The following is a 13188-nucleotide window of genomic DNA, read 5'->3' on the forward strand; positions in this document are numbered from 1 at the left end:
TGACAGGATGACCTTGCCTTCTTCCTGTGTAGTCGGCCCCACAACGAGGGACGGGATGCGTGGAAGCCGTCTACGAGAATGAGGATTGAATCGCGTGCCTGAACGGCGGCTGAACGGCGATGTCAGGCTTCGTTATCCTGACGCTCAGATCGCCCCGGTGTACTCGGCGAACACCCTGTCGACGGTGCTGATGTTGCCCTGGGCTCGCAGCAGCGCGATCACGCCCATCGGAACCATCGCGATCGTCGCCGGCAGGCCGATGATGGTGAGGCCGAAGACCACCCCGCAGCCGATGAGCCCCCAACCGGCCAGCCGCGCCGACTTCGACGAGGCCAGCAGCCGCGACCGCGTGGCCTGCAGGATGTCCGGATCCTTCGATCCGGCCGACTTCAGTTCGCCCATGACCACCGACCGGTCCAGCTTGCGGACGAAGAGAGGGTTTTCCATGGCTCGCGTCTCCTCCAATGCGAAACAGGCCTTGGAGCTAGCGATGCGGACGCCGTTCTGTCTTGATGGCGTTCTGAAGGAATTCTCAAGCGGACATGGGGGTGTTCGTCGTGGTCGGCAGCAGTGGATCCCGTCGGCGTCGCAGGCTCTGGCGGTTCGCCGGGGCGGAGTTCGACGAGGCGAGCTGGACGCTGCGGGTCGACGGTCAGGCGGTGGCGCTGGAAGGCAAGCCGCTGGAGGTGCTGCACGAGTTGCTGCTGCGGGCCGGCGAGGTGGTCGCCAAGGAGGAGATCCTCGACAGCGTCTGGGCCGGGGTGACGGTCGTCGAGGGCTCGCTGCCCACCGCGGTCTCCAAACTGCGCAAGGCCCTGGGCGCGGGCCAGGACGACGTGATCGAGACCGTGCCCCGGATCGGCTACCGCCTGACCAGTCCGGTCAAGGTCGAGAGCATTGTCTCGCCCCTGACCCCGAGATTCTCCTTCGCGCCAGGCGACACGGTTCCCGGGCGCGGCCAATGGAGGCTCGATCGGCCCCTGGGCGACACCGGCGCCGAGGACGTCTGGCTGGCCCGCCATATCAAGACCGGCGACCAGCGGGTGTTCAAGTTCGCCGACGCGCCCGACCGCCTGCGGGACCTGAAGCGCGAGGCCGCGCTCTCGCGCCTGCTGTTCGCCGGACTGGGCCAGGCGGCGCCCTTGCCCGCCCTGCTGGAATGGAACTTCGACGCCTCGCCCTATTTCGTCGAATACGCCCACGGCGGCCGCGATCTGCTGTCCTGGGCGGCCGAGGCCGGCGGGCTGGCCGCCATCCCCCTGCCCCAGCGCCTGGCGGTCGCCGCCCGCATCGCCCGCGCGGTCGAGGCGGTCCACGGCATGGGGGTGCTGCACAAGGACCTGAAGCCGGCCAACATCCTGGTCCTGGGCGACGGCGATGAGGCGGCCGTGCGGCTGGTCGACTTCGGCAGCGGCCGGCTGCTCGACGACACCGTGCTGGACAGTTTCGCCATCACCCATCCCGGCGCCCTGGAGGTCGAGCCGGGCCAGGCGGACGGTCGCTCCGGCACCGCCGCCTATCGCGCGCCGGAGCTGGTCGGCGACGCCCTGCCGACCCTCCGCAGCGACGTCTACGCCGTGGGATTGATCCTGTATCAGCTCGTCGTCGGCGACTTCGCCGCCAGCTTGGCGCCGGGCTGGGAGGCGGGCGTGGCCGATCCGCTGCTCCGCGAGGACGTCGCCGCGGCCTGCGCGGGGGCTCCGGAGAAGCGTCTCGGCGGCGCCGGGGAACTGGCCCAGCGCCTGGAGACCCTCGACGAACGCCGGCGGCGAGCGGCCGAGGACGACGAGCAGAAACGTTTCCTGGAGACCCAGCGGGCGCTCGAGGATCGTCGCCGGGCCCGCCGCCCGTGGGTCCGCGCCGCCGCCGCCAGCCTGGTCGCCGGGGTGTTGGCCGCCTCCGGCTTCGCCGCCTACGCCGTTCATCAGCGCGACCAGGCCCGATCCGCCCAGGCGCTGTCCGAAGCCAGCTATCGCTTCCTGGCCGAGGACGTGCTGGCGAGCGTCGACCCGGCGCGGGCCTCGTCGGCGGAAGAGACCTTGGTCCAGGCCATCTCCCGGACCGGCGGCGCCATCGAGCAGCGGTTCAGGGACCGGCCCGAGGTCGCGGCCTATCTCTATGGTTCGCTGGCCCGCGCCTTCGACCTCCGATCGGATTACGCCAACGCGACCCGCTACTACGAGGCCGCCGACCGCGCCTATGCCCGGGCCGGCGCCGCGGACAGCGCCGAGGCGCTCACCGTTCGCCTCCAGCACGCCGCGGCCTTGGCCCTCTCGACCCGGCCAGGCACTCTGAACCAGGCCAGGGCCGCAATCGCTTCGGCGGAAAAGACGCTTCAGGCGCGCCGGATCGACGAACCGGAAACCACGGTCTGGCTGGAATCGGCCAAGGGCGCGGCCGCGCTCGCCTCGGATGACGTCCCCGGTTCGAGGGCGCATTTCGAGCGGGCCTACAGGCTCGTCGAGACCCTTCCCCAGACCTTCACCGAGCGGCAGCGGATCAATTTCGGCCAGCGCTACGCCTTCGCCCTGATCCGCCTGGGCGAAGGCAAGGCCGCCGAGGAGACCTTCGGCGCGCTGAGCGAGCGGATGGCGAAGCTGATGGGCCCCGATCACGCCGACACCCTGCTGCTGCGGCTGAACCTGGCCCAGGCCTACATGCTCCAGCAACGCAGCGCCGAGGCCGTCGCCCTGACCAGCGAACTGTTGCCCAAGATGGAGACCCGGCTGGGCCGCGATCATCGCCACACCCTGCTGCTGCTGGCCGTGCGGCAGCAATCGCTCGGCGTCCTGGGGCGCTACGCCGAAGCCGCCGCGGACGGCGAGCGGCTCTGGCGGGCGGCGGCGACCAAGGATGGCGCCTCGTCCTTCACGGCCGTGGCGGGGCGCGCCGACGTCGGCATCTCCCAGTGTCGCGCGGGCCAGTTGGACGACGGCATGGCCAACCTCAGGGCCTCGCTGACCGCGCTGCGGTCCGACCTCGCGGGACGGATGGCGCTGGACGACGGGATCGAGGCGGCGATCGCCGACTGCCTGATCCAGGCGCGGCGCTGGGACGAGGCGGCGGCGCTGCTGAAGGACATCGACCGGACCAAGGTGGCGCAGCTGGTCGGCGACCCGAACTGGGGCGCCCAGGTCGACCTGGCGCTGGCCGAGATCGCCCTGGGCAGAGCCGACCGGGCGCGGGCGAAGGCGCTGTTGGAGACCGCGCGCCCGGCCCTGTCCCAGAACAAGGACCCCTTCGTGAGACAGCGCGTCGCGGCGCTGTCCCAGGCGCTGGCCGCCGCCTAGGGAACGAACAGCAGCAGGCCGTAGATCGCGAACAGCGCCAGGTGGACCAGCCCCTGGACCGGCGACGTCCGGTGCCCCAGGAAGGTCAGGGCGCTGATCGCCAGCGTGATCGCCAGCAGGACCAAGTCGAGCCCGCCCAGGCCGAGGGTCACGGTCTTGCCGGTCAGCAGGCCGATGGTCAGCACCGCCGGCACCGTGAGCCCCACCGTTGAGACGAAGGCGCCGAGACAAAGGTTGATCGCGCGCTGCATCTCGTTGGCCAGGGCCGCCTTCACCGCCGTGATCGATTCCGGCGTGAACACGATGATGGCGATCAGGACCCCGCCCACGGCCAGCGGCGCTCCGGCGCGCTGTACGCCCATGTCGATCAGGATCGCCATGTCGTGCGCCAGCAGCACGATGGGCAGGATCAAGGCGATCAGGATGATCGACCGGAGCACGATGGCGCGCATGTCCAGGGCGATCTTCGGCGCATCGACGCCGTCCGGCTCGCCGCGCTCGACCGGTACGGAGACCGGGATGGAGAGCGAGCCGAACTCCGGCTGGACGAAGAAGCGCCGATAGCCGCGCATCTGCATGGCCAGGAAGGCGGCGTAGAGGGCGATGGTCAGGACGGCGACGCCGACGGCCTGGACCGGCAGGAAGCCCCCGTTTCCGGGGCTGAGGACGTTGGGCAGCGCCAGGGCGACCCCGGCCAGCAGCACGATCATCGACAGATAGGCGATCGCGCCCTGCGAATTGTACTCCTGCTCGCCGTAGCGCAGCCCGCCGACCACGAGGCACAGGCCCATCACCAGGTTCAGGATGATCATCATGACGGCGAAGATCGAATCCCGCGCGATCGTCGCCGTCTCGCCCGGTCCGAGCAGGACGGCGGCGATCAGGATCACCTCGATCGAGACGATGGACAGGGTCAGAATGAGCGTGCCGTAGGGCTCGCCCAGCGCGTGGGCCAGGTGGTCCGCCTCCTTCACCACCCCGAAGGCGGCGTAGAGGATGGTCGCGAACAGCAGGACGAAGCAGGCGATCGCCGTCGGGGTCGCGATGGGGTCGGCGAGCCAGCCGCGGCCGACCGTCAGGAACAGGACCACGACGCCCCAGGCGGCCGCGAGGCGGACGGCGGTCCCGACCGGCATAAGGTCGCGAAGGGACGCCTTGGGCGGCGGCGTGGCGGAAGCGTAGGCGGGTGTGGACACGATGATTCCTCCGACGGGGCCGTCCCCAGGGGAGCGATGAACGCCGGCGGCCGTCCGCCGGCGACGAAGATGAGGGGGCGGTCGGGGCTAGTGCCCCTCCCCCAGGTTGACGACCTCGTTCAGGTAGAGCGTGGCGAGGATGGCGAAGACGAAGGCCTGCAGGAAGGCGACCACGAACTCCAGGGCGGTCGTGAACACCACCATGCCCATGGACAGCCCGGCGACCGGCAGGGCGATCCATTGCACGAAGCCGACTCCGCCCAGCGCCGCCGCCCCCATCGTCACGACGAAGCCCGCGAAGATCTTCATCGCCACGTGACCGCCCAGCATGATGCCAAACAGGCGCAGCGCCAGCGTCAGCGGCCGCAGCAGGAAGGAGACGAACTCGATCAGGCCGACGAGCGGCCGGATCAGCAGGGGCGCGCCCGCCGGCCAGAACAGCAGGAAGAAGCGCAGGCCGTTGCGCGAGAACCCCACCGCCAGCACCAGCAGGATGGTGAGCCCGGCGTAGGTCCCGGTGACCGCCAGCTGTGAAGTGGCGGTGAAGGTCAGGAACATCCCGAGCATGTTCATGGCCAGGATGAGCATGAACAGGGTGAAGACGAACGGCATGTAGCGCCGGCCTTCATGGCCGATGATCTGACCGGTCATGCTGTCGATCATGCCGAACAGCGCCTCGCCCGTCGTCTGCAGGCGGCCGGGCACGATCCTGGGCTTGGCGGTCGCCAGGTGCAGGAACAGCACCACCAGGCCGAAGGCGATGGTCATGGCGACATGCGAGTTGGTGAAGGCCAGCCGCTGCTCGCCGAGGAACGGCAGGACCACCACGCCGAGGTCGAGACCCTCGATCGGCTTGATCTGGAACTGGTCGATCGGATTAGCCACGACGCGACGCCTCACACGGAGCGGCGCATACGGCGGCGTTGGCGATGGCGTAGGGGCGCGGTTCGCAAACCGCTGCGAGCGTCGTGAGCACGGCGTGGCGTCCTGTTGGAACGCCGGGCCGTCCCGGACTTCTGCTCGCAAGCGAGGGAGGACGTGGCCTCTCGGGGCGGGCGTTTAGCCGCTGAGGATCGTCATGTCCAGACCGGGCCGGCCGGGGGCGAACGCAGCCGACCCCGGCCGACCGAACGTCCTAGAGCGCGCCGGCGGCCCGCAGGGCCTCGACCTCGATCCGCGAGAAACCCCATTCGGTCAGGGCCTCGTCGTTGTGGGCGCCGATCTTCGGCGGAGGTCCCTGGATCGCGCCCGGGGTGACCGAGAACCGGGGCGCCGGGGCCGGCTGGACCACGCCTTCCAGGGTGACGAAGGTCTCGCGCTCGACGTTGTGCGGGTGCTTGGGCGCTTCCTCCAGCGTGAGGACCGGCGCGAAGCAGATGTCGGTGGCGTCCATGATCGCGCACCATTCCGCCTGGGTCTTCTGCTTCAGGACGTCGGCCAGCTTGGCGCGCAGCGACGGCCAGGAGGCGCGGTCCATCTGGTTCTGGAACTCGGGATCGGTGATCCCGGTCTTCTCCAGCAGCAGGGCGTAGAACTGGGGCTCGATCGAGCCGATCGAGATCCATTTGCCGTCGGCGCATTGGTAGGTGTCGTAGAAGTGGGCGCCGCCGTCGAGCATGTTCGCCCGCCGCTCGTCCTTCCAGATGCCCGCGCCCTTGAAGCCGTAGAACATGGCCATCAGCGAGGCCGCGCCGTCGCTCATGGCGCAGTCGATGACCTGGCCCTGGCCGGTCTGGCGGGCGCTGATCACCGCGGCCAGCAGGCCGAAGGCCAGATAGAGGGCCCCGCCGCCGAAGTCGCCGACCAGGTTCAGCGGCGGGACCGGCTTCTCATCAGTGCCGATCGCATGCAGGGCGCCGGTGATGGCGATGTAGTTCATGTCATGGCCGGCCGCCTTGGCGTAGGGACCGAACTGGCCCCAGCCGGTCATGCGGCCGTAGGCGAGCTTGGGATTGCGCTTCAGGACCACGTCCGGACCCAGCCCCAGCCGCTCCATGACGCCGGGGCGGAAGCCCTCGATCAGGCCGTCGGCGGTCTCCAGCAGCTTCAGCACCGCCTCGATCGCATCGGGCGACTTCAGGTCCAGGGCCACCGACCGGCGACCGCGGCTGGTGACGTCGGCCGGCGAGCTACGGCCGCCGCCCTTGCGGTCGATCCGCACGACGTCCGCGCCCAGGTCCGACAGCAGCATGCCGCAGAACGGTCCGGGGCCGATGCCCGCGAACTCGACGATCTTCAGACCTGAAAGCGGTCCCTTGCCCATGGAATGTCCTCCGTTTCCGGGAGGAGTAACGGCGCTGACGCATGGTCACGCAAGCGGGCGGTCTTCGAGGCTGTGGAAGATGCGCGTGATGAGGACCTCATGCTCCGACACCACATAGCGGACGATGTAGGCGCCCTTCCCAAAGGGCACGACGAGTTCTCGTAGCGGCCCAGTCAAGGGGCGGCCTCTGTCGGGCATTGTCTGAAGGCTATTCACGGCGTCGTAGAGTGTCGCCACGGCGCGTTCGGCGAGGCTATCGCTCCATTCCGAAAGAAAATCGCCCAGACGTTCGATATCCAGCCGCGCCGCGATCTGAAGTCGAACGCGGAAGCTCACCCGCGCTGCGCCCGCCGCTCGGCGATTCGCGTTCGAAGAAGATCAAAGGCCTCATCGACGGACAGGGACTCACCCGTACGCTCGTATTCGGCGGCGCGGCGAAGATCTTCCGCCCAGTCTTCTTCAAGACTTCGAGCGACGGCGCGACGCACATAGGCCTCCGGGGTTTCCCCGGCAGCCTCGGCCGCCGCCTTGAGTTGCTCGGCGGTCAATTCGTCCAGCGGAATGGTCAGCGATCCGTCGGCCATGGCGGGAGCCTACTCCACAAACGTCGGATCAACCACCGACGGGGCGAACCCGGCCTCCGCGAACACCCCCGCCAGCCAGCCATCCACGATGCAGTCGATCACCAGGTGCACGCGATGCTCGACGCCGCGGTTATCGACGCGGTGCGGACGGCGGGCGTCGAAGTACCAGCACTCCCCCTCGCCCATCGGGACCGGCGCGCCGTCCAGGTAGAAGACCACCTCCGGGCTGGTGACGATCGGCACGTGCAGCCGCGCCAAGCCATCCTCGTAGCCGAGCGCGTGGTCGACATGCTCCCGGATGCTGGACCCGGCGTGCAGCCTCAGCAGACGGGCCGTCTCCAGCGGACATTCGAAGGTCCCCAGCACCTGCGCGAGGTACGGCAGCCGGCCCAGCGTCGGGGTGTCGGCATAGGGCTCGCCGCCCGGCGGCGCGGGGAACAGCCAGCCGTCCCGCCCGCCCGTCGATCGCAGGGCGACGCCGGACCACTCACCCTCGTAGTCGCGGGCGTTGTAGTGCGGGATCCAGTCGCCGTCGGCCAGGCTGCCGACCTCGGCCCGCATCCGGGCGACGTCAAAGCGGAACGGCAGCTTCAGGCGGCCCTGCATCGAAACCCTCCCCGCGCTATGCGGGAAGCGTAACGCGGATATTCGTCTAGAGCGATTGGCCGTCGTCGATGGTGATCGTCGTGCCCGTGATGAAGTGGGCGCGTCGGCCAGCGAGCATCAGCAGCGCCTCGTCCAGCACGTCCTCGTCCATCAGGCGGCGACGCGGGAAGCCCTTGATCTGCTTCTGGCCGCCCTCGGTCCCGAACCAGTCGCTGTTGATCTCGGTCTCGATGTAGCCGGGGCAGATGGCGTTCACGGCGATGCGCGGACGCGCCCATTCCCGGGCCAGCCCCTTGGTCAGCGAGACGCAGGCGGCCTTGGACAGGCAGTAGACGGTCAGGCCGCCCAGCTGCTCGAAGGCGGCGATCGAGGCGATATTGATGATCCGCGCCTCGCCGCGCTCGGCGACGCCGCTGGCGATCATCCGCTTGGCCGCCTCGACGGCGCCGAAGTAGACGCCCTTGGTGTTGACCGCGATGGTCTGGTCGAAGGTCTCTTCGGTCATCTCCAGGGCCATGCCCTCGCCGCCGACGCCGGCGTTGTTGACCAGGATCGAGATCGGGCCGAGCGCCGCCTCGACCTTGTCGAAGGCCGGGCCGATGGCGGAGACGTCGGACACGTCCAGCGGGATGGCGATCGCCCTGCCGCCCTTGGCTTCGATGGCCGCGACCTCGTCGGCCAGCCGGTCCACGCGGCGCGCCATCAGGGCCACGGAAGCTCCGGCGTCGGAGAGGACATGCGCGAAACGACGGCCCAGCCCGCTCGAGGCGCCGGTCACGATGGCCGCCCGGCCCGCCAGTGGTTTGTCGCTCATCAATCTATCCCCTGTCCTCGTCGTTGAGCATCGCCGTATCGCTATCCCCTGCGACGGCCTCTGCTATGGTGCGCCATCGATTCCGACGCGCGGGTCTCACGAGCCGACCGCGTCAGCGGCGTCAAGGGCGGGAGTTCACGCGGGTTGTCAATTCAGGCCCGGATTTTGATCGTGGCGCGGGACGACGCGCTAGCGGGTCCCCTTGCGGAAGGCCTGGACCGGCTCGGCTGGCGCACCATCACCGCCCGCGGCCCCTACGCGGCGCTGGCGGCGCTGAGCGATCTGGCCATCGAGGCGGTGATCGTCGACGTCGCCAGCGGCGGCCACGACGCCCTGTCGCTCGCCCGCCGGCTGAAGGCCGCCTGCGCCCCGCGCCGACTGCCGGTGATCGCCATCGGCGATCCCGACCCGCAGCTGGACGCCTACGCCTTCGACCTAACCCTGGCCCCGCCGCTGCATCCGGCCCAGGCCGTCCTGCGGCTGGAGTCGCTGGTCCGCATGGCCGTGGCCGAGGAGGAGTTCGAGTTGCGGCTGGAGACCTTCTCCGACCGCGGCCGCCGCCTGGACCTGCCCGAGCCTTCGCCGGAACCCTACCGCGTCCTGGCGGTCGGCGAGCCTGCTCCCCAGTTCCTGGCGCTGAGCAACGCCCTGACCCGCGGCGGCGCGGACGTGGTCGGCGCCTTCACCGCCTTCACGGCCTTTGACTACCTGCACGAGCGGGCCTTCGACTCGGTGGTCCTCTGGGCCGGCGACAACAGCGCCGAGGCCCTGTCGATCGCCGCCGGCATGCGGCGCAACACCCGCCTCTACCATATCCCCGCCCTGCTCTATCTGCGCGGCGAAAGCTATGTGACCAGCTCCGAGGCCTTCCATCGCGGGGTGTCCGACGTCGCCTCGCCGGAGACGCCGGAGACCGAAACGGCCAAGCGCGTGATCGAACTGGCCCGCAGCTACCGGCGCCAGACCGCCATCCGCAAGGCGCTGGAGAAGGCGCGCAGCAGCGGCCTGATGGACGCCGCCACCGGCCTGTTCACCCGCGACCTGTTCGCCGGGCATCTGGTGCGGCTGGCCCAGGCCGCCCGCATCCGGAACCGGCCGATGAGCGTCTGCGTCCTGCGCGTCGCCGATCGGCCCGAGGTGGCGGCCGCCCGCGCCGGCGGCTGGCTGGACCGCGCCATCCCCCAGATCGGCTCGATGATCGGCCGGCTGGTCCGGGCCGAGGACACCGCCGCCCGCCTGGGACCGGAGGTCTTCGCCCTGGCCCTGCCCGCGACGCCTCAGAACGCCGGCCGCTCGGCCGCCGAGCGGATCGCCGCCGTGATCGCCTGTACGGCCTTCGACGCCGGCGACGGCAAGCCGCCCTTCACCGTCGATTTCGACATCGGCGTCGCCCAGCTGGAGCCGGGCGAGAACGCCGCCCAGGCCCTGGAGCGCGCCGCCGGCCGCGCCCTGCAGCGCCAAGCCAGTTAGTCCCGGGAGCAGCCCATGCAGATCGACTTCATCGCCGACGTCGTCTGCCCCTGGTGCTACCTCGGCTGGCGGCGGCTGCAAAAAGCCTTGGAGATGCGGCCGGATATCCAGGCCAACGTGGTCTGGCGGCCCTATCAGCTCGACCCGACGCTTCCCGAGGAAGGCGTCGACCGCAAGGCCTACATGGCCGCCAAGTTCCCCGACGCCGAGCGGCGCGAGGCCATGGGCAAGATCCTCGACGAGAACGCCGCCCAGGACGGCGTCGTCTGGGACATGCGGGCCATCACCGTCTCGCCCAACACCAACGCCGCCCATCGCGTGATCCGGTGGGCCCAGGCGGCCGGCTGCCAGGAAGCGGTGCTGGAAGGCGTGCTGAAGGCCTACTTCAGCGAGGGCAAGGATATCGGCGACCCGGTGGTGCTGGCCGACATCGCCGGCGAAGCCGGCATGGACCGGCTGATCGTGCTCAAACTGCTGTCGGAAGGCGCGGACAAGGACGTGATCACCCGCGAGCACCAGCTGGCCCATCAGGCCGGCGTTTCGGGCGTGCCCTTCATGATCTTCGACGGCAAGGTGGCGGTGTCCGGCGCGGAACCGGCCGAGCGGCTGGTGCGCGCCCTGGACAAGGCGGTGGAGATGGCCGGATGAACCTGAACGATCCCCAGGCCCTCGGGCCCCTGATCGGCGTCGGCGTCGCCGCCGTCTTCATCGGCCTGCGGTTCCTGCGCGCCCGCAAGGCGCGGCGACTGCGGCTGGAATGGCTGTGGGTCACGCCGCTTCTCCTGATCGGAATGACGGGATTCCTGCTGGCCGAGATGCCGCCGCACGGCTGGGAATGGGGCGGCCTGGTCGTCGCCTTCGCCCTCGGCGGCGGCCTGGGCTGGTATCGCGGACGGATGATGACCATCACCGTCGACCCGGCGACACACGAACTGAACCAGCAGGCCTCGCCGGCCGCGTTGCTGTTCCTGGTCGCCCTGATCGCGCTGCGCTTCGGCCTGCGCCAGGGCCTCAGCGCCGAGGCGGAGGCGTGGCATCTGTCGGCGGCCTTCGTCACCGACGTGTTCGTGGTCTTCGCCATGGGCCTGCTGACGGTGACCCGGCTGGAGATGTTCCTGCGCGCCCGCCGGATGCTGACCGAGGCCCGCTCGGCGGGCAAGCTGGTCAGCTAGGCGGCGGCGGAAGCTCCAGCAGCCGCGCGGCGATCGCCTTGATCGCCGCCCTGGCCGGATCGACGGCGCTGAGATTGGTGAAGATCGCCACGCCCAAGCGGCTGGCCGGATCGACATAGGCCGCCGTGAACACCCCCGGATCGCCGCCCCAGTGGTTCAGCAGCGGCCGCCCGGCCAGCGGCGATTCCATCCATCCCAAGGCCTGCCCGCTCAGCCATGTCGGCAGCGACGGCGGCTTCGCGGGCCGGCGCATCTCGGCCATGGTCTCGGCGCCGAGGATGCGGACGCCGTCCGCCGTCGCGCCGTCGTTAGCGCAGGCGGCGACAAACCGGGTGAAGCCAGCGATCGAGGCGCGCAGATTCCCCGCCGGCCAGTCCGGCAGGCCGACCGGCGCCGTCGCGACCCGCTTGCCGTCGACGAGATCATAGGGCGTGGCGCGCAGCCGCTCCGGCGCGTCGGCCAGTCGCCAGGCGACGCCGCCCGCGCCCAGTCGGTCGAAAATCTCGCGCTGGGTCCGCTCGCGCATGTCCTCGCCGCCGATCCGACCGGCGAGATAGCCGAGCAGGCCGTAGCCGACGTTGCAGTAGTCCCAGGCCTCGCCGGGCGCCGCCGCCGAGAAGCACCGCTTTGGCGAATAGTGTGCGCCGCCGGGCGTCAGGTATCCGCGCAGCATCTCCCCGAGAGGCTTCGGCGCGTCGGCGCCCAGGACGCGGAAGTCGATCTCGTAGTAGCGGGCGTCCGAGAGGCTGGAGGTATGCGACAGCAGCTGGCGGAAGGTGATCGGGCGGTCGGGATGCGCCGGATTGGCCAGCGGGAAGTCCAGATGCGGCGCGACCGGCCCGTCGAGATCCAGTCGCCCGGCCTCCGCCAGCCGCATCACCGCCGTCGCGGTCACCACCTTGGTCACCGAGGCGATATGGAACAGGGTGTCGACGGTCGCCCGGCGCCTGCGCTCCAGATCGGCGAAGCCGTAGCCGCGCGCCAGCCGGACCGCGCCATTCCGGGCCAGGCCCAGGGCCAGCCCCGGAATGCCCGCCTGGGCCATCTCACCAGTGACGAAGCGATCGAGCGCGTCCGTGGCGCTGGTCCGGGCCAGGGCGACGCCGGGCGTCGCGCAAGCCAGTCCGCCCGCCAGAAAACCGCGCCGATCGACGAATGGAGCTCCCTCGCGCCGCTTCCGCATCGTTCCTTCGTCGTCCCCTCGAACGAGATTCGGTATATATGTAAGTGCTTACGTTTATAGCACGCCGCCTGCGGTGCAAGGCGATCGTCGGCATGCTGACAAACCCTGTCAGCACAGCCGCCGCATGCTCTCCCGACATCAACTCGGGGAGTCTCTCATGACCAAGATCCGCCACTCCGGCGCGTTGCTTCTGGCGCTCTGCAGCGCCCTGCTGACGCCGCTGGCCGCCCAGGCTCAGGCCGCACCGCCGACCACCCGCCTGGGCGTCTATGTCGTGGCCGACGACGTCGACAAGACGACCGCCTTCTACCAGCGTCTGTTCGGCAAGGCGCCGGAGATCCGGCTGCCCACGTTCGTCGGCTTCGACATCAACGGCGGCCTCTACGCCGTCATCTCCCGCGGCGCCTTCGCCCCCAACGCCAAACGCGGCGAGACGGTCATGCCCTACATCCGGGTCGACGACATCGACGCCTGGCGCGCCCACGTCCAGGCCGTCGCTCCCGGAAGCCTGCTCGAGCCCCACATCACCCGCGAGGGACCGATCGCGCTGTTCAAGCTGCGCGATCCCGACGGCAATCTGGTGGAAGTCTACAGCCTCAGCCGCTGAGCC

14 protein-coding genes are annotated in these 13188 nt (G+C 70.0%); 5 read left to right on the forward strand and 9 right to left on the reverse strand.

The features are described from left to right. Window positions 1-144: 144 nt before the first annotated feature. Window positions 145-447: a hypothetical protein gene (locus CSW64_RS11695; protein ID WP_099622274.1), complete on the reverse strand. Its 303-nt coding sequence runs from the start codon at window positions 445-447 to the stop codon at window positions 145-147. Between the two features lie 95 nt (window positions 448-542). Between CSW64_RS11695 and CSW64_RS11700 the strand changes: the two genes are divergently transcribed. Next, complete coding sequence (locus CSW64_RS11700; RefSeq protein WP_099622275.1) at window positions 543-3290, forward strand: protein kinase domain-containing protein; 2748 nt, start codon at window positions 543-545, stop codon at window positions 3288-3290. On the opposite strand, the gene CSW64_RS11705 is transcribed toward CSW64_RS11700, so the two are convergent. From CSW64_RS11705 to CSW64_RS11735, 7 genes are all read right to left on the reverse strand, one after another. Next, window positions 3287-4486 carry a calcium:cation antiporter gene (locus tag CSW64_RS11705; protein ID WP_216361169.1) on the reverse strand — a complete coding sequence of 400 codons (1200 nt, stop codon included), beginning with the start codon at window positions 4484-4486 and terminating at the stop codon, window positions 3287-3289. The two genes, CSW64_RS11700 and CSW64_RS11705, sit on opposite strands and share 4 nt — an antisense overlap. An 87-nt stretch (window positions 4487-4573) precedes the next feature. Continuing rightward, window positions 4574-5371: a F0F1 ATP synthase subunit A gene (locus CSW64_RS11710; protein ID WP_099622277.1), complete on the reverse strand. Its 798-nt coding sequence runs from the start codon at window positions 5369-5371 to the stop codon at window positions 4574-4576. A 250-nt stretch (window positions 5372-5621) separates the two neighbouring features. Next, window positions 5622-6749, reverse strand: coding sequence for a CaiB/BaiF CoA transferase family protein (locus CSW64_RS11715; protein ID WP_099622278.1), 1128 nt, complete (start codon window positions 6747-6749; stop codon window positions 5622-5624). A gap of 45 nt (window positions 6750-6794) precedes the next feature. Further along, the gene (locus CSW64_RS11720) at window positions 6795-7085 is read right to left on the reverse strand and encodes a type II toxin-antitoxin system RelE/ParE family toxin (protein WP_099622279.1); all 291 of its coding nucleotides are present in this window, start codon (window positions 7083-7085) and stop codon (window positions 6795-6797) included. Continuing rightward, entirely contained in the window at window positions 7082-7333 is a 252-nt protein-coding gene (locus tag CSW64_RS11725) for a hypothetical protein (protein WP_099622280.1), read from the reverse strand. The genes CSW64_RS11720 and CSW64_RS11725 overlap by 4 nt, the downstream gene beginning before the upstream one ends. A gap of 9 nt (window positions 7334-7342) precedes the next feature. Further along, complete coding sequence (locus CSW64_RS11730; RefSeq protein WP_099622281.1) at window positions 7343-7939, reverse strand: aspartyl/asparaginyl beta-hydroxylase domain-containing protein; 597 nt, start codon at window positions 7937-7939, stop codon at window positions 7343-7345. 46 nt (window positions 7940-7985) lie between these two features. Then, a complete protein-coding gene (locus CSW64_RS11735) occupies window positions 7986-8753 on the reverse strand; it encodes an SDR family NAD(P)-dependent oxidoreductase (RefSeq protein WP_099622282.1) in 768 nt (255 codons plus the stop codon). 144 nt (window positions 8754-8897) lie between these two features. Between CSW64_RS11735 and CSW64_RS11740 the strand changes: the two genes are divergently transcribed. From CSW64_RS11740 to CSW64_RS11750, 3 genes are read left to right on the forward strand one after another with little or no spacing between them, the layout of a single operon-like run. Next, entirely contained in the window at window positions 8898-10223 is a 1326-nt protein-coding gene (locus tag CSW64_RS11740; RefSeq protein WP_099622283.1) for a diguanylate cyclase domain-containing protein, read from the forward strand. Between the two features lie 15 nt (window positions 10224-10238). Then, on the forward strand, window positions 10239-10871 hold the full coding sequence (locus CSW64_RS11745) for a DsbA family oxidoreductase (RefSeq protein WP_099622284.1): 633 nt from the start codon (window positions 10239-10241) through the stop codon (window positions 10869-10871). After that, complete coding sequence (locus CSW64_RS11750; RefSeq protein WP_099622285.1) at window positions 10868-11395, forward strand: CcdC protein domain-containing protein; 528 nt, start codon at window positions 10868-10870, stop codon at window positions 11393-11395. The genes CSW64_RS11745 and CSW64_RS11750 overlap by 4 nt, the downstream gene beginning before the upstream one ends. On the opposite strand, the gene CSW64_RS11755 is transcribed toward CSW64_RS11750, so the two are convergent. Then, window positions 11388-12578, reverse strand: coding sequence for a serine hydrolase domain-containing protein (locus CSW64_RS11755; RefSeq protein ID WP_099622286.1), 1191 nt, complete (start codon window positions 12576-12578; stop codon window positions 11388-11390). The genes CSW64_RS11750 and CSW64_RS11755 overlap by 8 nt on opposite strands. Before the next feature lie 157 nt (window positions 12579-12735). Between CSW64_RS11755 and CSW64_RS11760 the strand changes: the two genes are divergently transcribed. Further along, complete coding sequence (locus CSW64_RS11760) at window positions 12736-13185, forward strand: VOC family protein (RefSeq protein ID WP_099622287.1); 450 nt, start codon at window positions 12736-12738, stop codon at window positions 13183-13185. Window positions 13186-13188: the final 3 nt, after the last annotated feature.

Origin of the sequence: Caulobacter mirabilis, from assembly GCF_002749615.1 — a bacterium.
GTDB classification, from domain to species: domain Bacteria; phylum Pseudomonadota; class Alphaproteobacteria; order Caulobacterales; family Caulobacteraceae; genus Caulobacter; species Caulobacter mirabilis.

Excerpts from the sequence above, each read along its gene's own strand:
- CSW64_RS11695 (WP_099622274.1), bottom strand. The coding sequence starts at position 447 with ATGGAAAACCCTCTCTTCGTCCGCAAGCTGGACCGGTCGGTGGTCATG.
- CSW64_RS11700 (WP_099622275.1), top strand. The coding sequence starts at position 543 with ATGGGGGTGTTCGTCGTGGTCGGCAGCAGTGGATCCCGTCGGCGTCGC.
- CSW64_RS11715 (WP_099622278.1), bottom strand. The coding sequence starts at position 6,749 with ATGGGCAAGGGACCGCTTTCAGGTCTGAAGATCGTCGAGTTCGCGGGC.
- CSW64_RS11725 (WP_099622280.1), bottom strand. The coding sequence starts at position 7,333 with ATGGCCGACGGATCGCTGACCATTCCGCTGGACGAATTGACCGCCGAG.
- CSW64_RS11730 (WP_099622281.1), bottom strand. The coding sequence starts at position 7,939 with ATGCAGGGCCGCCTGAAGCTGCCGTTCCGCTTTGACGTCGCCCGGATG.
- CSW64_RS11735 (WP_099622282.1), bottom strand. The coding sequence starts at position 8,753 with ATGAGCGACAAACCACTGGCGGGCCGGGCGGCCATCGTGACCGGCGCC.
- CSW64_RS11745 (WP_099622284.1), top strand. The coding sequence starts at position 10,239 with ATGCAGATCGACTTCATCGCCGACGTCGTCTGCCCCTGGTGCTACCTC.
- CSW64_RS11750 (WP_099622285.1), top strand. The coding sequence starts at position 10,868 with ATGAACCTGAACGATCCCCAGGCCCTCGGGCCCCTGATCGGCGTCGGC.
- CSW64_RS11755 (WP_099622286.1), bottom strand. The coding sequence starts at position 12,578 with ATGCGGAAGCGGCGCGAGGGAGCTCCATTCGTCGATCGGCGCGGTTTT.
- CSW64_RS11760 (WP_099622287.1), top strand. The coding sequence starts at position 12,736 with ATGACCAAGATCCGCCACTCCGGCGCGTTGCTTCTGGCGCTCTGCAGC.